Here is a 16,633-nt window from a genome sequence, read left to right as displayed (position 1 = left end):
ATCTCGCGCAAAATCGTGCAGCGGTTTTGCGAGACATGCGGAAAATCAAACACCCAAAGCGCGGCGAACGAAGCTGAAAGATCGCGACGTCCTTTAGAGGCCGAGCTCGGTCAGGCCGGGATGGTCATCCGGCCGCCGGCCGAGCGGCCAGTGGTATTTGCGCTCCGTTTCCCGGATCGGCAGATCGTTGATGCAGGCAAAACGGCGCTGCATCAAGCCGGTCGCGTCGAATTCCCAATTCTCATTGCCATAGGAGCGAAACCAGTTGCCGCTGTCATCGTGCCATTCATAGGCAAAGCGCACGGCGATGCGATTGTCGGTAAAGGCCCAGATTTCCTTGATCAGCCGGTAATCCAGCTCCTTGGCCCATTTGCGGGTGAGGAAAGCAACGATCTCGGCTCGGCCGGTGATGAATTCGGCGCGGTTCCGCCAACGGCTGTCCGGCGCATAGACGAGCGAGACGCGCTCGGGATCACGGCTGTTCCAGCCGTCCTCGGCAAGACGGACCTTGCGGGTGGCAGTCTCGAGGCTGAAGGGCGGGACGAGGCTGGACATGATCTCTCTCCTGTACTGATCTGTCATCATTGTACTCATCGGTACAATGACTTGCAAGCGGCATGATGCAGTCTCTTCTCAACGGTCGAGATTGCGGCCCCAGCGCAACGGCAGAGCATCCGGACGAAACACGATGTTTTCAGGCATAAACCGCCACAGCCTTTCGGCCCTTTCAAAACTGGCGATCTCAGGGGAGGACAGTAATATTTCGGCGCTTCCGGTCATCTGCAGCATATCGCCGGTTTCGAAATCGACGAAGACCAGCCCGGCCGTGGGGTTGACGAGAAGATTGCCGAGCGTGTTGAAGAACCGGTTGCCGGGAAAATCAGGGATGGTCAGCACGCCGTCGGCGCCGAGCCGCACGAAGCCGGCACTGCCGCCACGATGGGAGACATCCACCTGCCGCTCACCGTTGTCACGATCGACATAGGAGGCGACGAAAAACGTATCGGCGCTCTCGACCATGCGCCGAGCGCGGTCGTCGAGGTTGACGGAGTGAAGCGGTCGGATCGTTGTCGGCATATCGGGATCGCGGACGAAGGCGGCTGAGCGCGGCTGGATATATTGCGGGCAGTTGCCGAAGCTCTGGTCGACCCGCAGGCGGAAAGCCTCGGCATCCGTCCTGCGGATGACGCCGTTCAGCCGATTGCGCCTGCGGGTCTCAAGCTGTATGCCGAGCAGCGCGATCGCGTCTCCATCTTCCATGCCTGCATCGGCAGGATCGTCCGAATCGCGCCGCAGCTCGACGTCGAGAGCTTCCGGCACCGGCGAGGACATGAATCCCGGCCGTCCCGCCCGCACCGTCGCCCAAACATCGCCCCTGGCGTCGACCGCGCCGAGCACCACGAAAGGCAGCATTGGAAAGAAGGCGCGGTGCTGTTCCGGCATGGCCTTGCGGATGAAATTGCGCCCCGGCCCGTCCATGCGTTCGACCACGCCGATACTGCGCTGCATTGCAAGTTCACCCTCGTGCCAGGGCGATGCGGCATCCTGTCCTGTATCGTTCAGCATCATGGCCTCCTTTCGGGATCATCGGGAGGCCGGGACGGCAATCCGCCCCGGCGGCTGTTCATGCGGCAAGACCGATCTTCGTCTTGCGAAAGCCGACGAAACCCGGCAGCGCCTCGACGCGCGCAAGCCATGCGCGGACACTCGGATAGGCCGAGGTATCGACGTTGCCCTCCGGCGCATTGGCGATGTAACTGTAAAGCGCGATATCGGCGATGGTCGGCCTGTCGCCGAGCAGGAAGCTGCGGGCGCCGAGCTCCGCCTCGACCAGGGCGAGGATGCGGTGCGCCCGGGCAATCACCTCCTGCGTGCGGAAATCGGCCCCGAAGACGGTGATCAGGCGGGCCGCACAGGGCCCGTAGGCGATCTCGCCCGCGGCGACTGACAGCCATTTCTGTATCCGCGCCGCCGCAACCGCTTCCTCCGGCAGCCAGTCGGTGCGGCCGTATTTGCGCGAGAGATAGACGAGGATGGCGGATGAATCGGCAATGACCGTGCCATCATCATCGAGAACCGGCACCTGGCCGAACGGATTGAGCTTGAGGAAATCCGGCGCCTTGTGGGCGCCCGCCGCCATGTCGACCTCGACCAGTTCATAGGACACACCAAGCAGCGACAGGAAAAGATGGGCGCGATGCGAATGGCCGGACAGCGGGTGATGGTAGAGTTTCATGATGGCTCCTCTGTGAACGAACGCGATTGGCGATGGCTGCTCGGGACCATCGGCAGCGAATCTACGACCTTCCATTGAGATGCAGTAGAATGCTAATCTGAGAGAGGGATTTCCAATTTATGGAAGGACAGCATGGACCGCCTCGAAGCCATGACAGTGCTTCTCACCGTCGTCGAACAAGGCAGCCTGTCGGCCGCCTCCCGGCATCTGCGCTCGCCGCTTGCCACCGTCAGCCGCAAGGTTTCGGAACTGGAAGCGCATCTCGGCGCGCGGCTCTTGCAAAGAACCAACCGGAAGATCGCGCTGACGGAGGCCGGCCGCTCCTATGTCGAGGCGGCACGGGAAATTCTCAACCGGGTGGAAGAGGCGGAACGGACGGCGGCCGGCGAATACAGCGCACCGAAGGGTGAACTGACGATGACGGCGCCGATCGTCTTCGGGAGGCTGCATGTCCTGCCGGTCGTCGTGGATTTTCTGAAGGCCTATCCTGAAATCAATCTGCGGCTGATGCTGGGCGACCGGCTGGCGAACCTCGTCGAGGATCATATCGATCTGGCGCTCCGGATCGGCAACCTGGCCGACAGCAACCTGATCGCCACAAGGCTCGGCGCGATCCGCCGCACGGTCTATGCAAGCCCCGATTATGTCGCCCGGCACGCCGCAATCCGCGACCCCAGCAATCTTTCCGCCCATGACTGCATCACTTTCGAGGGCATGGCCTCCACGCGCAGCTGGACATTCGTGGAGGGCAAACGGGAGCTCGTCGTGGCAATCCGCTCAAGGCTTGCGGTCAACACCGCGGAGGCGGCCGTGGATGCCGCCGTCGCCGGTCTCGGCATCACGCGCGTGCTCTCCTACCAAGCCGCACAAGCCGAGGCCGCAGGCCTGCTGGTGCCGCTGCTTGCCGATTTCGAACCGCAGCCGGCGCCGGTGCATCTCGTCTACCCCTCGCAGGGGTTGGTGCCGCTGAAATTGCGCGCGCTCATCGATTTCACGACGCCGCGCCTGCGCGCGACGCTGAGATAGGCCGCAGCTTCAGGCTAGTTTGCCCTCTTCCGCCTTGTAGAAATACTGGCTTGCGACCAGCCAGCCCTTCAGCGGCCTGAGCGGCGGAATGCAGGTGGCGAGCATGAATGGGCCGGTGACAAGAAGCTGCACCCAGATCGGTGCCGAAAACGCCACCTCCAGCCAGACGCCGAGCAGCACGCTCGGAATGCAGGCGAAGCAGATGACGAAGAAGGCCGGGCCGTCGGCCGGATCTGCGAATGAGTAATCGAGGCCGCAGGCTTCGCACTGCGGCTGCAGCGTCAGGAAGCCCTTGAACATATGGCCCTGTCCGCAGCGCGGGCAGCGTCCCCTGACGCCGGTCTGCATCGGAGGAAGCGGGGGATATTCGGTGTCCATGATGACTGTCCTATCTGGTGGCCCATTCAATTCAGCGCAATGTATGCATTCAATACAAATACATTGCTCGGGCGACACCAATCAATCTGTCAGATTGCCGCAGAAGCCCGGTAACTAATCAGGGCAGGTCATTCGAGGAGCGGCCTGCCTGGGGCATGCCAGGCCGCGATCGCCGGATCAGAAGAACGAGGCCGCCATCTCCGGCGGGCCTTCGAGCGCATGGGCCATGAACTCCAACGCACCCCGCAACTTCTCCCGTGCGATCGGGCCGCCGAGGCAGACCCGGACGACCTCGGGCGCGGTGCCCTCGACCGTGAAGGCATCGCTTGCCACCACTCCGATGCCGGAGGAATGCATATGGCTGCCGAAGGTGGAACGGGTCCAGCCGTTGGTTAGAGGCAACCAGATATTGAAGCTGAGCGGATCGGCGCGGTAGCTGTCGGCAGGCAGGATGGCGGCGACCATCTGCTGGCGAGCGCCGGCCTCGGCGCGGATGAAGCGCAGGATCGCATCGGCCGTGCCGTCCTCGATCCAGCGGGTGGCGAGCGCCATATTCAACGGCGAGGCCATGACATTGTTGGCGCGCATGGCGCTGACGAAGGGCCACACCGCCCTGGTGTCGGGCGCCACCACATACGCAAGGCGCAGGCCGGCGCCGAGGCATTTCGCCAGGCCGCCGATATGCCAGGTCAGATCGGGCGCCGTTGCCGCAAGCGGCGCAGGCCCTTCCTGCGGAATGAAGCCATAGGCATCGTCTTCGACAATTGGCAGACGATATTTGCGGGCGACGGCTGCGATTTGCTCTCGGCGGAGAGCGGGGATCGTCAGCGTCGTCGGGTTCTGCAGCGTCGGATTGAGATAGAGCGCCTTCGGCTCCAACCTTTCGCAGGCCCCGGCCAAAGCATCCGGCAGGATACCGTCCCCGTCCATCGGCAGGCCGACAAGATTGAGCCGCAACTGTGCTGCGATCGAGCGCATACCGGGATAAGTGGTGACTTCTGAAAGCACGGTCTCGCCGGGCTTTGCCAGCAGGCCGAAGATCGCCAGCAGGGCCGGATGGGCGCCCGGCGTGACGAAGATCCGCTCCTGCGAAGGCATCAGGCCCCGGCGGCCGAGCCAGGCGGCGGCAGCCTCCTTGTCCATGCCGGAGCCGCCGAAGCCTTGATAGCGCAGAAGCGGGACGAGGCTCGCCGCCACTGCCGAGATGCCCTCACGCATGCGTGCGATCAACTCCGGATCGTCCGGCTCCGGCGGGAGGTTCATCGAAAAGTCGACGACGGACGCGCGGCGGGGGTCGGGCGCGGTATCGCGCAAATCATGGCGCTGCGTGAGCGCAGCGCCAGTGACGAAAGTGCCCCGGCCGACATGGGAATCCACGAGACCGCGCTTCTGCGCCTCGACGTAACCTCTCGCCACCGTCGTGAAATCGACGTTCAGCCGCTTGGCAAGTTCACGCTGCGGCGGCAGACGGTCACCGACCATCAGATGGCCGCTGCGCAGATCCATTTCGATCAGATCGGCGATCGCCATGTAACGCGGGCTGCTGCTGCGGCTGAGATCTGGATGCCAGTCTTTCATTCGTGATCCGGTCAGTCTGATAGGTACATTGACCGTATATTGTTGCATCTCATCGCTGTCACGAGAAAAGTCAGCCTCTGCGTTGGAGGCTCTGACGGCCGACCGGATGCATCATTGAATCGATGACGCCGCAAAGGCGTCGATGCCGGTCAGCCTCGCCGACAAGACCCACAGCCGTTCGGCCTGCTCGGGGTCGGTGGCGTGATCGCCCACACCGCCCGGCTTCCCATCGATCGCGCGGTCCGCAACATCGCAATCTTCGCAATAAAGGCCCCCCATTCCCTCGAGCTGAGGCGAGGTCGCCGCCCATAGCTGCGTGGCGGCGCCCTGCGATGGTGTCTTAAATGTCGGGTCGATGGGATTGCCATTCGCGTCGATCCAGCCCGCACCCACCATTTCCTCCCGTGAAAGATAGCGCTGCAGCGGCGTGAGGATCTTGCCCGGATGCAGCGAGAAGGCGCGGATGCCGGCGCCGCGCGCGAGCCTGTCCAGATGCAGGGCGAAAAGCGCATTGGCAGTCTTCGACTGGCCATAGGCCTGCCATTTGTCGTACCCGGCCTCGAACTGCACGTCGTCCCATCGGATTCCGGAGATCTGATGACCGCCTGATGAAACCGAAACGACACGGGCATTCCGCGAGATTGCCGGCCAAACGCCGTTCACCAAAGCGAAATGGCCGAGATGGTTCGTTGCGAATTGCGCCTCCCATCCATCGCCGACGCGGGTCTGCGGGCAGGCCATGATGCCGGCGCTGTTGATGAGGATATCGATGCCGCGGCCGGACGCGACGATACGCTCGGCGAAGCGGCCGACGCTCTCAAGATCGGAGAGATCGAGCCGTTCGACCTGCACGCCATCGATGCCGGCGACGGCGTATCGCGCCGCTTCAATGTTCCTTGCGCCGATGATTACCTTAGCGCCGGCGCCCGCCAGAGCGCGCGTGGTCTCCAGCCCGAGGCCGGAATGGCCGCCGGTGACGATGGCGCACTTGCGGGAAAGATCGAGACCGGCCACAACCTCAACGGCGGTCGTGCGGGCTCCAAATCCGGAGCCGATAGGCACTTGTTTGTCGTTCATGATGATTGCCTTTGTTTCTGCTCGTTGTCAGGAGGACAGTCGCGAAAATAGGCTGTGGCGATCAGACGATCTATGCGTTAGAGTCCGCCATCTCTTCGCCATCGTCCGGATCTCAGCATGGACCCCTTATCCAACGTCCTCGCCCTGCTCAAACCGCGAAGCTATGTTTCCGCGGGGCTTGCGGCCGGTGGCGACTGGGCGATCGATTTTCCGCCCCCTGATGGCATCAAGTTCAACGCAGTCATTTCAGGCTCGTGCTGGCTCACCGTCGAGGGTGTTGCCGAAGCCATCCGGCTGGAGGAAGGCGACTGTTTTCTGCTGACAAGCAGCCGGGCCTTTCGTCTCGCCAGCGATCCATCTGTCGAAGCGATTCCGTCCGACGTGATCTATTCGATTGCCCGAGACGGGATTGCGACTTGCAACGGTGGGGGCGAGTTCTTCCTGATTGGCAGCCGTTTTTCCTTTTCGGGAGGAAATTCGGACATCCTGCTCGCCATCCTGCCGCCAATCGTTCATGTGAAAAGGGATTCCGATCACGCCGCCGTGCTACGCTGGTCGCTCGATCGGATGACGCGCGAACTGCGCGACGGGCAGCCCGGCGGTTTTCTGATGGCGGAGCATTTCGCCCATGTCATGCTCATGCAGGTGTTGCGCCTCCATATCGCATCGCCGGACGCCCGCGGCGTCGGCTGGCTTTTCGCACTCACGGACAGGCGAATCGGTGCGGCTCTCGGGGCCATGCATGCCGACCCGGCCCGCAAATGGACATTGCAGTCGCTGGCGGAACGGGCGTCGATGTCCCGGTCCACCTTTGCTCTCCATTTCAAGACAAAGGTCGGGCTGGCGCCGATGGATTACTTGACGCGCTGGCGCATGCTCGTCGCGGGAGACCGGTTGGCAAATTCGACCGAAGCAATTGCGAGCGTCGCCCTATCGCTCGGTTACGATTCCGAAAGCGCATTCAGCACCGCTTTCAAGCGGGTGATGGGGTGCTCGCCGCGACAATATGGTGACGCTCAGCAGGCCGATGATAAGATGCGGAACAATATTGGCGCTCAACCTTGATTGGTGCAGCCAGCAGCGGACGATCGCATCGGCGCGCCTAAATTCCGTTCGGCATAGTCTTGCAGCCGCCGACCATTCTCTTACCTATTCAAGGAAGAATGTGCCGGCCGTCAACCTTGCGCCGGCGCGCATCGGGATGAAAGCATGAATATCGATCCGATCCTGCGGTCTGTCGTGGCCGTCCGTTCCTCCATTCCGGAAGATGCCTTCACGGCGGAGACCCTGGGCACCGTCCGGGAGGGCAGCGGCGTGGTCATTCGCGACAATGGGCTGGTACTGACCATCGGTTATCTCATCACAGAGGCCGAGGAAGTCTGGCTGACGACCCGCGACGGCCAGGTGGTTCCCGCCCATCCGCTTGCCTATGACCAGGAGAGCGGCTTTGGTCTGGTGCAGGCGCTCGGCGTCCTGAAAGCCCCGACCGCCGATTTCGGCGATGCGGCCGCGGCCAAGCCCGGCGATCCCGTCGTGCTTGCCGATGGCATCGGCGAATATGTCCAGGCAAACATCGTGGCCCGGCAGGAATTCGCCGGCTATTGGGAATATCTGCTGGAGGAGGCAATTTTTACCGCACCGGCCCATCCCGCATGGGGCGGCGCGGCCCTGATCGGCGCGGACGGCAAGCTTCTCGGCATCGGTTCGCTTCGCCTGCAGATGAGCCAGGACGGCGAGATCGCCGACATCAATATGGTCGTTCCGATCGATCTCTTGCCGCCGATCCTGGACGATCTCTTGAACCGCGGCCAGGTCAACAAGCCGCCCCGACCCTGGCTCGGTGCGTTCTCCGCCGAAAGCAGTGGCGGCGTGGTGGTGATGAGCGTGGCGGAAGGCGGTCCGGCCGCCCAGGCGGGCCTGCGTCAGGGCGATATCATTTCGGAGATCCGCGACGAAGAGGTCGATGGCCTGGCCGATTTCTACCGCAAGCTCTGGAGCAGCGGCCCCGCCGGCGCCGAGATTCCGATTCGGATCCTGCGGAACGGCCGGGAAGCCTGGCTGCGGGTCAAATCCGCCGATCGCAACAGCTTTCTGAAAAAGCCGCAGTTGCAGTAGCATCGCATCGGCGCCTATGAACGAGGCAAGTTCGTTCGTTGACTTGGAGCGGTCGTTGAAAGATGCTGCCGTCAGTCCTGGTATGAACGGAGTTGCGGCCCATGTTCGATCACATCTCCATCGGCGTCAAAGATCTCGAAAGAGCCCGCCGCTTCTACGATGCGGCGCTGGCGCCGCTCGGATATGAGCGCCTGTCGAATTCCGACGGCATGATCGGCTACGGCTCGGAAGAGGTCGGCCTCTGGGTGATGCAGGTTGCGCATCCTGTCGTCGCCGACATGCAATCCGGGCTGCATTTCTGCTTCGTTGCACCGAATGAGGCCGCGGTCGACGGCTTCTACGCGGCCGCGATCGCATCCGGCGGCTCCGATAATGGCGAACCGGGCATCCGGCCGGATTACGGCCGCTTCTATTACGCAGCCTTCGTCGTCGATCCGGACGGCTACCGCCTCGAAGCCTATTTCCATAAAGGCGAGATTTGATCGGCCGTCAGGCCGCAGCCCTTGAGATCGACACGCGGCACCCGGAAGCCTGAAGCGCCTCGGCGGCGACGTCGAGAAACAGTCGGCGGAACCAGAGTGCCCGGCCATCGGCCTGGTCGACCCGGCGATAAAGCATCGTCACCGGATCCGTCGGCAACGAAAGCGGCGGCTCGCAGATCGTCAGCCCATGCAGTTGCGCCATGCAGCGGCCGATCGATTCCGGCACGACGGCAATGGCGGGCATCGCACGCAGCGCCGTCGGCAGAGCGGAAAAGCGCGGCACGGTTGCCACCACACGCCTGCTGTGGCCGGTGCGGCCGAGGGCGATATCGATTGTCGTCGAGGCATTGCCCTCGAAGGAGACGGTGACATGCGCGGCGTTGGCAAAGTCCTCGATCCTGAGCGGCGCCTGCAATCTCAGTTGGGCCTGATCGTAGATGCAGATCGAAGTCTGATTGAACAGCGGCGCACGGATATGCCAGGAGGCGGGCTCGTCGTGCACCGAGACGCTGAAGTCGAAGACGCCCTCGTCCAGCCGGCGGGCGGCGTCGCGCTTGTCCGAAGCTATGCCTATCAGCCGGGCGCCCGGCGAGAGCTCAAGCAAGCGGGCGGCAAGGGGCCCGAAGAACGCCGATTCCAGATTGTCGCACATGCCGATCCGGAACTCGCCGTGCCAGCTTGCCGGATCGAATTCGGCCTGCGGTCGGATGGCGCGTTCGATGCCCGACAGCGCATCCTCGATCGCCGGCGCGATGGAAAGGGCGCGCGGCGTCGGTTGCAGGCCGCGGCCGACGCGCACGAACAATTCGTCATCCAGCGCCTCGCGCAGGCGCCGCAAGGCGGCCGAGAGGCCCGGCTGTCCGAGTAGCAGGCGCTCGGCGGCACGGCTGACATTGCGCTCCTGCATCAGCACCGAAAAAGCGAGCAGCAGATTGAGGTCGATCTTTCGAAGTGTGGCGTCATTCATCATCACCAGTAATACCTGGCATGGCTACTATCAATTTGCAATAGGAAAGGAAGCTGTACATTTTCTCGTTCCCTGCCGCCCGGCAACCTCCCTCCGACGAGGCGGCAGCAAAGAAGGAACGATTTTGATGACACTTTCCAAATCGCGAAGCGGAGCGGGCCTGGCATTGCTCCTGCTCTGCACCGCCAATTTCCTCGACGCCATGGACGTCTCCACCATCGGCGTTGCCCTCCCAGCCATCCAGGCCGAGCTCGGCATGAAGGCAACCTCGCTGCAATGGGCCGTCAGCGCCTATGTGCTCGGCTATGGCGGCTTCCTGCTGCTCGGCGGCCGAGTTGCCGACGTCTTCGGCCATCGCCGGGTCTTTCTGTGGTCGCTGGCGGTCTTTGCCGCCGCCAGCATCGCCGGCGGCTTCGTCGACAGCGGCCCGACCTTGATCGCGGCGCGGCTGATCAAGGGCATAGCCGCCGCTTTCACCGCACCTGCCGCCCTGGCGCTGCTGCTCTCAGTCTTCGGCGAGGGAAGCGCGCGGGCAAAAGCGCTCGGCGTCTTCGCCTCCACCGGCGCGACGGGCTTCGTGCTCGGCATGGTGCTCGGTGGGGCGGCGACGATCTTCAGCTGGCGGGCGACGCTAGTTATGGGTGCGCCGGTGGCCATCCTGACGCTGGTTCTGGCGCCGCTGGCGTTGCCGGCCGACCAGAAGAGGACCGGAGTCCGGCCCGCCTTCGACTGGGCCGGCGCGATGACGATCACGCCAGGACTGCTGCTCTTCGTCTTCGGCATCACCAATGCCGCGGCGGTTGGCTGGCAGGCTTTTGCGACCTGGGCTTCGCTTGCGGCCTCGCTGGTGCTGATCCTGCTCTTCCTCGCCGTCGAAGCACGCCATGCCGATCCGATGGTGCCGCTCGGCATCTTCCGCAGGGCGAGGCTGCGGCATGCCAATGCGATTGCCGCCCTCTTTCAGGGCGCCTATGTCGGCTTCCAATTCCTGGCGACGCTCTATTATCAGAACGTCATCGGCTGGTCGGCCTTTACCACCGGTTTCTGCTTTGCCCTCGGCGGCGTCTTCGTGATGTTCCTGGCGCCGCGCTTCGCCACGATCGCGCAAAACCGCGGCGCCGCCGGACTGATGGCGGCGGGTGTCGGCCTGCAGGCGCTGAGCTACGTCTTCTGGGTGACGGCCTTCGGATCTGTCAATCCGATCCTGCTCGTCATCCTGTCGCAGATCCTGCTCGGCCTCGGCTATGCCCTGACCTACCCCTCCGTGCAGGTCGCAGCCCTTTCCGACGTCGAGGACGACAAGTCCGGACTTGCTTCCGGGCTGCTCTTCGCCTCCTTCCAGATCGGCGGCGGCATCGTGCTTGCGGCTGCCTCGGCGGTCTTTGCCGCCGCGCCGCAATTCGGATGGGATCCTTATGCCGCGGGCATCGCCTTCGTGGCGCTGCTTGCCGTCGCCGTCACCCTGCTTGCGGCCGCCGGGCCGCGGACATCCCTCGCCCCCCGCCTGCCCACCAGGCGGCGGAATGATCGTCACGGCCCGCACCGCGAATGGTGCGGGCCGCGCCTGCGCCGGAGCCGCTGTCCGTTGCAACAATCCCGTTGCGTTGCCCTGGCGAAAGGCGCATTGTTTCAGCTTCGGCAGCCATTGCACGGGCGCTGCCGAGAGGGTGTCACACCCCCGCCCCGACGAAAGGAGGACTTCGATGTCTTCCACTTCCGATAAGCCATATCTGACGTCGTCCGATCTCAACATGCTTCAGGGCGTGCTCGATGCCGCCGGCTACAAAACAAGAATCCCGGCCCGCGACGAAGAGACCTGCAACGCCGCAGCCATGCTGCTGATCAAATTGTTCCAGGAGGGCGTCAACTCGCCGGCCATGCTCTTGCGGGCCCTCGAATACCATTTCGGCAAACCGACGAAGCAACCGAAACCGGTCACCCCCGTCTGCAACCGCTATGCGATCCAGGGATTGCCGCGCGAGCGCCGAACCAAGCTGCCGGCCAATTCCGCCGGCCGGTGACGGGCGGGCAACGGCTTTCAATTCCGATCCAAAGGGAGATCCATCCATGGCAAAAGGTCAGCTGAGAAGCAATCGCGAGGCTCGCAAGCCGAAGAAGGACAAGCTGGCGACGAAGCCGGAGACCAGCTTCGCCGGCCAGATGAAGACGGCGGCCCAAACCGCGCCTCAGGGCAGCGGCGCACCGAAGGGCGGCGGTCAGCCTCACCGGTAGCCGGTCACGTCAGCCGGTTTGCCCGGCTCCTGCACTTCCACGAGGTAGCGCCAGCAATCCGGCCGCGACCCGTCGATGTCGTCGAAACCATATGCCTTGGCCAGCTCGCCGCTCGACAGCGACTGGCCGTTCCAGCGGGCGCGGTCGGGATCGGCTGACAGGGCCGCTATCGCACGGCCGACGAAGCGCGGGGTTTCGGAAATCGCGAAATGCGGCTGCGCTTTGGTCGCGTCGCGCCAATTCTCCTCGCGCACGCCATAGGCCTCCAGCATCATTTCGGAGCGCAGCCAGCCCGGCGTGATCGAAACAGCAGTGGCGCCTTGTTTGGCCAGATCTTGCGCATGCGCCCAGGCCATGCGGGTGACGCCCGTCTTGACGAGGTCGTAGAAGGGCGAAAGCCGGTAATGCGTGGCGTTGTATTCGGCCGTGCCGTCGGTTACCTCCACCAGCAGCCCGCCCGGCCGCTCGATCATCAGCGCCAGCGCATAATGGGCTGTGATCAGGTGCGTCTCGATGCCGAGCCGCAGCATGCGCAGGCCCTTGTCCAGCGAATGCTCCCAAACCGCCTTGTCCCATTCGAACAGGTTTTCGCAGCCCCAGATGTCGTTGACGAGAATGTCGAGCCGGCCGGCCTCCGTTCGGATTTGCGCAACCAGCGCCTCGACCTGCTGCGGAACGAGATGATCCACCTGCACGGCGATGCCCTTGCCGCCCGCCGAAGTTACCAGCTCGGCCGTCTCCTCGATCGTTTCCGGCCGGGCATAGTCGGACTGTTGGACGCGCGTCGTGCGGCCGGTGACATAGACGGTGGCGCCGGCAGCGCCGAGTTCGACCGCAATGCCTCGGCCGGCGCCGCGCGTGGCGCCCGCCACCAAAGCCACTTTATCCCGCAAGTCCGCTGTCACTTCTCCATCCTCCACGCTAGAACGAAAACCGGCCGGTTGCGACCGGCTCAAGTTGAATATAAACGAATGTTCGTTCATATTCAAAATGAAAGCAAGAGGTATTTCATGCCGCGCCGCCGCACCCTTTCCGATGAACAGCTTCTCGCCATGGTGCTGGCGCTGATCCATGCGGAAGGGCCGGATGCGGCGACTTTTGCCGCGGTGGCGAAAGCGAGCGGGCTTTCCGGCTCGACCCTGGTGCAGCGGTTCGCGACAAAGGCGGCTATGCTGCGCGCAGCCCTGCTCTATGCCTGGGACCGGCTGGATGCGCAGACGGCAAAGCTCGCAGACACCCTGCCGAAGACGCCGGACGGCGCCGTCGCGCTCCTTGTCGGCCTGTCGCAGGATTACGGCGATGATGCCGCCGCCTATGGCGAGGGATTGCTGGTACTGCGCGAGGATTTTCGCGATCCGGTGCTGCGCGCCCGCGGTGCGGCCTGGGGAACGGCGCTGACGGCGGCGATCGCCCGCTGTTTCGGATCGGCGGATGCGCCGGAGACGATCGCCCGGCTGATGCTGGCACAATGGCAGGGTTCGCTCACCTGGTGGGGATTTGGCGCTGACGGTCCGGTGGCCGCCTATGTGGAGAGGGAATTGCGGCGCTTCCTGTCAGCAGTGAAATCCTGACGGCCGCTCACGCTTCTTCCTCGTCCTTTTCCGCGCCCACGGTCAGCGGCCAGTCGACGACGTAATCCTCGAGATCCTCGACATCGATCTCGTTTTCATTGATCGTGCGACCGCGCGCGGAAATGCCGGCGGCATGGACGGTCTCGGGATCGCCGGAGACAAGAGGATGCCACCAATAGAGATCGCGACCCTCGTTTATCAGCCGGTAGCCGCAGGTCGGCGGCAGCCAGGCGATCTCGGGCACGTTCTCCCTGGTCAGTTGCACGCAGTCCGGCACGAAATCCCAGCGGTTCTCATAGCTGGAGCAGCGACAGCTTTGGCCGTCGAGCAGCTTGCATCTGACCGAGGTGAAATAGATATCGCCGCTATCCCATTCCTCGAGCTTGTTGAGGCAACAGAGGCCGCAGCCGTCGCAGAGGCTTTCCCATTCGGCGGTGGTCATTTCGGCAAGCGTCTTGCTCTTCCAGAAGGGCAGATCGTTCATCGTCCGTTTCTTGCAACAGCGGCCCGCAAATTCACGTGACCGCCTCTCTATCTCTCTTGTTATCCGCGACAAAATCAATCAATTCTTCAGCATGCTCCTGGTATCGGAGAGCTTTGGGCCTATTGGCCTCGCGCTTTCGCCGCTTTCCGGCGACCGGACATGAGGCAAGCGCGATCAGGCGGGAATACAGGACGTGCAGGATCCGGACAACCCTGAAAAAGGGCTTAAAAAGGGAGCAGACACGCGAGCCGGTGACACAGCGGGCAGGCGGCCGACGAAGAGCCGCCACATTCTGCTGCGCATCGATTCGTGGATCGATTCGACCGTCTGGAATGCGGGCTTCCGCGCCGCCGAGATCTGGGAAGACACGACCATCTTCTTCCGCCGCTTTCGCGTGCGCGGATGGAAGCGCATGGTCTTCGAACTTGCCGGCGAAGGGCTGACACTCGGGGCCGCCGGGGCGGTGCTGATGCTGGTGCTTGCCCAGCCGGCTTTTGAGGCGACCAAGGAGGACTGGCGCAATCGCGGCGATTTTGCTGTCACTTTCACCGACCGCTACGGCAACGTCATCGGCCATCGCGGCGTCATCCACCAGAATTCCGTGCCGATCGACGAGCTGCCGGATTCCCTGATCAAATCCGTCCTTGCCACCGAAGACCGGCGCTTCTTCGACCATTTCGGAATCGATGTCGTCGGCCTCTTCCGCGCGATGGTCACCAACGCTCAGGCCGGCGAAGTCGTGCAGGGCGGCTCGACGCTGACCCAGCAGCTCGCCAAGAACCTCTTTCTTTCCAACGAACGCTCGCTCGACCGTAAGATCACCGAAGCCTTCCTGGCCCTGTGGCTCGAGGCGAACCTTTCCAAGAAGGAAATCCTCTCCACCTATCTCGACCGTGCCTATATGGGCGGCGGCACCTTTGGTGCTGCGGCAGCCGCGCAGTTCTATTTCGGCAAGAACATCACCGATGTGAACCTTGCCGAGTCAGCCATGCTTGCCGGCCTGTTCAAGGCGCCTGCCAAATATGCGCCGCATGTTAACCTGCCGGCGGCACGTGCGCGCGCCAACGAGGTGCTCACCAATCTCGTCCAGAGCGGGCTGATGACCGAGGGCCAGGTGATCGCCGCCAGGCGCTACCCGGCCACCGTCGTCGACCGCAACGAGGTGGAATCGCCCGATTTCTTCCTCGACTGGGCTTTCGACGAGGTCCAGCGGCTTTCGCCGCGCTTCCACCAGCATTCGCTGATCGTGCGCACGACGATCGACATGGGAATCCAGAAGGCGGCCGAGGATTCGGTCGAGACGTCGCTGCGCGAATATGGTGAGGCCTATCACGCCAAGCAGGGCGCCATGGTGATGATCGAGAACGGCGGCGCCGTCAGGGCGATGGTCGGCGGGCGGGATTACGGCGAGAGCCAGTTCAACCGCGCAACCCGGGCGCTGCGCCAGCCGGGGTCCTCGTTCAAGGTCTACACCTATGCGGTGGCGATGGAGAGCGGGATGACGCCGCAGACGACGATTGTCGACGCGCCGATCTACTGGGGCAACTGGAGCCCGCACAATTACGCGAATCGCTATGTCGGCCGCATCACTCTCGAGACGGCGATCGCCCAGTCGATCAACACCATACCGGTGCGGCTGGCCAAGGAGAAGCTCGGCATCCAACCGATCCGTGCAATGGCCAAGAACCTTGGCGTCGAAACACCGATCCGCGACGATGTCACCATCCCGATCGGGACATCCGAGGTGACGGTGCTTGATCAGGCGACCGCCTACGCCACCTTCCCGGCCGGCGGCTATCAGTCGCGCCGCCACGGCATTACCCAGATCCTCGATTATGACGGCGACGTCCTGTACGATTTCGATCGCGACGAGCCGCCGCCGAAACGGGTGCTGTCGGAACAGGCCGACGCCTATATGAACCAGATGCTGTCGCGCGTTCCCTATGTCGGCACGGCACGCAAGGCAGCGCTCGACAATGGTATCGTGACAGCAGGCAAGACCGGCACGACCCAGGCCTATCGCGACGCCTGGTTCGTCGGCTTCACCGGCAATTACACCTGTGCCGTCTGGTTCGGCAATGACGACTACACCTCGACCAACGAGATGACCGGTGGCTCGCTGCCGGCGATGACCTTCAAGCGCGCCATGGACTATGCCCACCAAGGCATCACGCTGCGCGCCATCCCCGGGATCGAAAACCCCCTGCCCTCAGAAAAGGATCTCGCCAAGACCGCCGCCGCCAAGCCGGCGGACGGATTGCCGCAGCTCATCCGGCCCCGCATGCTCTCGGTTCAATCGACTGATATCCTCAAGAAGCTCGGAGAGAAGCTGAAGGAGGCCGCGCCGCTTACGCCACAGAAGGTCGCGAGCGCGCAATAGACGGCCCGAAGAACTCCGGCAGATGTCCCGCATCCGCCCGCCGCCAATCGGCGCCTATGTCGCCACCCGGCATTCCACCCCGCCAGAATCAGTGGTAACCCTGTCAT

At 63.5% G+C, this 16,633-nt stretch carries 17 protein-coding genes and 1 pseudogene; 9 read left to right on the top strand and 9 right to left on the bottom strand.

Annotated elements, in window-relative coordinates; all coding sequences use genetic code 11:
- Positions 1 to 93 precede the first annotated feature (93 nt).
- From J2J98_RS06390 to J2J98_RS06380, 3 genes are all read right to left on the bottom strand, one after another.
- Positions 94 to 555, bottom strand: a complete 462-nt coding sequence (locus tag J2J98_RS06390) for a nuclear transport factor 2 family protein (RefSeq protein WP_138393549.1) — start codon at positions 553 to 555, stop codon at positions 94 to 96.
- A gap of 78 nt (positions 556 to 633) precedes the next feature.
- Complete coding sequence (locus tag J2J98_RS06385) at positions 634 to 1,566, bottom strand: pyridoxamine 5'-phosphate oxidase family protein (RefSeq protein ID WP_207603091.1); 933 nt, start codon at positions 1,564 to 1,566, stop codon at positions 634 to 636.
- 58 nt (positions 1,567 to 1,624) lie between these two features.
- Complete coding sequence (locus J2J98_RS06380; RefSeq protein ID WP_138393551.1) at positions 1,625 to 2,236, bottom strand: glutathione S-transferase family protein; 612 nt, start codon at positions 2,234 to 2,236, stop codon at positions 1,625 to 1,627.
- Between the two features lie 132 nt (positions 2,237 to 2,368).
- Here J2J98_RS06380 and J2J98_RS06375 point away from each other — a divergent pair, with 132 nt between their 5' ends.
- Positions 2,369 to 3,262, top strand: a complete 894-nt coding sequence (locus J2J98_RS06375) for a LysR family transcriptional regulator (protein WP_064706656.1) — start codon at positions 2,369 to 2,371, stop codon at positions 3,260 to 3,262.
- 9 nt (positions 3,263 to 3,271) lie between these two features.
- Here the strand turns inward: J2J98_RS06375 and J2J98_RS06370 are convergent, their stop codons facing one another.
- From J2J98_RS06370 to J2J98_RS06360, 3 genes are all read right to left on the bottom strand, one after another.
- Positions 3,272 to 3,640: a DUF983 domain-containing protein gene (locus tag J2J98_RS06370; protein WP_207602660.1), complete on the bottom strand. Its 369-nt coding sequence runs from the start codon at positions 3,638 to 3,640 to the stop codon at positions 3,272 to 3,274.
- 177 nt (positions 3,641 to 3,817) lie between these two features.
- Positions 3,818 to 5,218, bottom strand: a complete 1,401-nt coding sequence (locus J2J98_RS06365; protein ID WP_207602659.1) for an aminotransferase-like domain-containing protein — start codon at positions 5,216 to 5,218, stop codon at positions 3,818 to 3,820.
- 111 nt (positions 5,219 to 5,329) lie between these two features.
- Complete coding sequence (locus J2J98_RS06360; protein WP_207602658.1) at positions 5,330 to 6,295, bottom strand: SDR family NAD(P)-dependent oxidoreductase; 966 nt, start codon at positions 6,293 to 6,295, stop codon at positions 5,330 to 5,332.
- A gap of 117 nt (positions 6,296 to 6,412) precedes the next feature.
- Between J2J98_RS06360 and J2J98_RS06355 the strand changes: the two genes are divergently transcribed.
- From J2J98_RS06355 to J2J98_RS06345, 3 genes are all read left to right on the top strand, one after another.
- Positions 6,413 to 7,360, top strand: coding sequence for an AraC family transcriptional regulator (locus tag J2J98_RS06355; RefSeq protein WP_207602657.1), 948 nt, complete (start codon positions 6,413 to 6,415; stop codon positions 7,358 to 7,360).
- 144 nt (positions 7,361 to 7,504) lie between these two features.
- Complete coding sequence (locus tag J2J98_RS06350; RefSeq protein WP_207602656.1) at positions 7,505 to 8,410, top strand: S1C family serine protease; 906 nt, start codon at positions 7,505 to 7,507, stop codon at positions 8,408 to 8,410.
- 101 nt (positions 8,411 to 8,511) lie between these two features.
- A complete protein-coding gene (locus J2J98_RS06345; RefSeq protein ID WP_138393554.1) occupies positions 8,512 to 8,892 on the top strand; it encodes a VOC family protein in 381 nt (126 codons plus the stop codon).
- Positions 8,893 to 8,899: 7 nt separating this feature from the next.
- Here J2J98_RS06345 and J2J98_RS06340 read toward each other — a convergent pair whose 3' ends face one another.
- Complete coding sequence (locus J2J98_RS06340) at positions 8,900 to 9,862, bottom strand: LysR family transcriptional regulator (RefSeq protein WP_064706649.1); 963 nt, start codon at positions 9,860 to 9,862, stop codon at positions 8,900 to 8,902.
- A 124-nt stretch (positions 9,863 to 9,986) separates the two neighbouring features.
- On the opposite strand from J2J98_RS06340, the pseudogene J2J98_RS06335 reads away from it, so the two are divergent.
- From J2J98_RS06335 to J2J98_RS06325, 3 genes and pseudogenes are all read left to right on the top strand, one after another.
- A pseudogene (locus J2J98_RS06335) lies at positions 9,987 to 11,386 on the top strand (MFS transporter).
- 176 nt (positions 11,387 to 11,562) lie between these two features.
- On the top strand, positions 11,563 to 11,880 hold the full coding sequence (locus tag J2J98_RS06330; protein WP_207602655.1) for a hypothetical protein: 318 nt from the start codon (positions 11,563 to 11,565) through the stop codon (positions 11,878 to 11,880).
- Positions 11,881 to 11,926: 46 nt separating this feature from the next.
- On the top strand, positions 11,927 to 12,091 hold the full coding sequence (locus tag J2J98_RS06325; RefSeq protein ID WP_171049179.1) for a hypothetical protein: 165 nt from the start codon (positions 11,927 to 11,929) through the stop codon (positions 12,089 to 12,091).
- On the opposite strand, the gene J2J98_RS06320 is transcribed toward J2J98_RS06325, so the two are convergent.
- Positions 12,082 to 12,996, bottom strand: coding sequence for an SDR family oxidoreductase (locus tag J2J98_RS06320; protein ID WP_207602654.1), 915 nt, complete (start codon positions 12,994 to 12,996; stop codon positions 12,082 to 12,084). The two genes, J2J98_RS06325 and J2J98_RS06320, sit on opposite strands and share 10 nt — an antisense overlap.
- A gap of 105 nt (positions 12,997 to 13,101) precedes the next feature.
- On the opposite strand from J2J98_RS06320, the gene J2J98_RS06315 reads away from it, so the two are divergent.
- Positions 13,102 to 13,662: a TetR family transcriptional regulator gene (locus J2J98_RS06315; RefSeq protein WP_064707051.1), complete on the top strand. Its 561-nt coding sequence runs from the start codon at positions 13,102 to 13,104 to the stop codon at positions 13,660 to 13,662.
- Between the two features lie 7 nt (positions 13,663 to 13,669).
- Here the strand turns inward: J2J98_RS06315 and J2J98_RS06310 are convergent, their stop codons facing one another.
- Positions 13,670 to 14,146, bottom strand: coding sequence for a YcgN family cysteine cluster protein (locus J2J98_RS06310; RefSeq protein ID WP_064706645.1), 477 nt, complete (start codon positions 14,144 to 14,146; stop codon positions 13,670 to 13,672).
- Between the two features lie 193 nt (positions 14,147 to 14,339).
- Between J2J98_RS06310 and J2J98_RS06305 the strand changes: the two genes are divergently transcribed.
- Complete coding sequence (locus tag J2J98_RS06305) at positions 14,340 to 16,526, top strand: transglycosylase domain-containing protein (RefSeq protein WP_064706644.1); 2,187 nt, start codon at positions 14,340 to 14,342, stop codon at positions 16,524 to 16,526.
- Positions 16,527 to 16,633: the final 107 nt, after the last annotated feature.

The organism is Rhizobium bangladeshense (assembly GCF_017357245.1).
Lineage (GTDB): Bacteria > Pseudomonadota > Alphaproteobacteria > Rhizobiales > Rhizobiaceae > Rhizobium > Rhizobium bangladeshense.
Note: the sequence above shows the minus strand (reverse complement) of the source record. Positions and strands in the feature narration are given on the sequence as shown.

What these genes read in the sequence shown, in the direction of transcription:
- J2J98_RS06325 (WP_171049179.1), top strand. Translation starts at nt 11,927, where the DNA reads ATGGCAAAAGGTCAGCTGAGAAGCAATCGCGAGGCTCGCAAGCCGAAG.
- J2J98_RS06375 (WP_064706656.1), top strand. Translation starts at nt 2,369, where the DNA reads ATGGACCGCCTCGAAGCCATGACAGTGCTTCTCACCGTCGTCGAACAA.
- J2J98_RS06370 (WP_207602660.1), bottom strand. Translation starts at nt 3,640, where the DNA reads ATGGACACCGAATATCCCCCGCTTCCTCCGATGCAGACCGGCGTCAGG.
- J2J98_RS06330 (WP_207602655.1), top strand. Translation starts at nt 11,563, where the DNA reads ATGTCTTCCACTTCCGATAAGCCATATCTGACGTCGTCCGATCTCAAC.
- J2J98_RS06365 (WP_207602659.1), bottom strand. Translation starts at nt 5,218, where the DNA reads ATGAAAGACTGGCATCCAGATCTCAGCCGCAGCAGCAGCCCGCGTTAC.
- J2J98_RS06390 (WP_138393549.1), bottom strand. Translation starts at nt 555, where the DNA reads ATGTCCAGCCTCGTCCCGCCCTTCAGCCTCGAGACTGCCACCCGCAAG.
- J2J98_RS06350 (WP_207602656.1), top strand. Translation starts at nt 7,505, where the DNA reads ATGAATATCGATCCGATCCTGCGGTCTGTCGTGGCCGTCCGTTCCTCC.
- J2J98_RS06355 (WP_207602657.1), top strand. Translation starts at nt 6,413, where the DNA reads ATGGACCCCTTATCCAACGTCCTCGCCCTGCTCAAACCGCGAAGCTAT.
- J2J98_RS06380 (WP_138393551.1), bottom strand. Translation starts at nt 2,236, where the DNA reads ATGAAACTCTACCATCACCCGCTGTCCGGCCATTCGCATCGCGCCCAT.
- J2J98_RS06385 (WP_207603091.1), bottom strand. Translation starts at nt 1,566, where the DNA reads ATGCTGAACGATACAGGACAGGATGCCGCATCGCCCTGGCACGAGGGT.
- J2J98_RS06310 (WP_064706645.1), bottom strand. Translation starts at nt 14,146, where the DNA reads ATGAACGATCTGCCCTTCTGGAAGAGCAAGACGCTTGCCGAAATGACC.
- J2J98_RS06315 (WP_064707051.1), top strand. Translation starts at nt 13,102, where the DNA reads ATGCCGCGCCGCCGCACCCTTTCCGATGAACAGCTTCTCGCCATGGTG.
- J2J98_RS06360 (WP_207602658.1), bottom strand. Translation starts at nt 6,295, where the DNA reads ATGAACGACAAACAAGTGCCTATCGGCTCCGGATTTGGAGCCCGCACG.
- J2J98_RS06345 (WP_138393554.1), top strand. Translation starts at nt 8,512, where the DNA reads ATGTTCGATCACATCTCCATCGGCGTCAAAGATCTCGAAAGAGCCCGC.
- J2J98_RS06340 (WP_064706649.1), bottom strand. Translation starts at nt 9,862, where the DNA reads ATGATGAATGACGCCACACTTCGAAAGATCGACCTCAATCTGCTGCTC.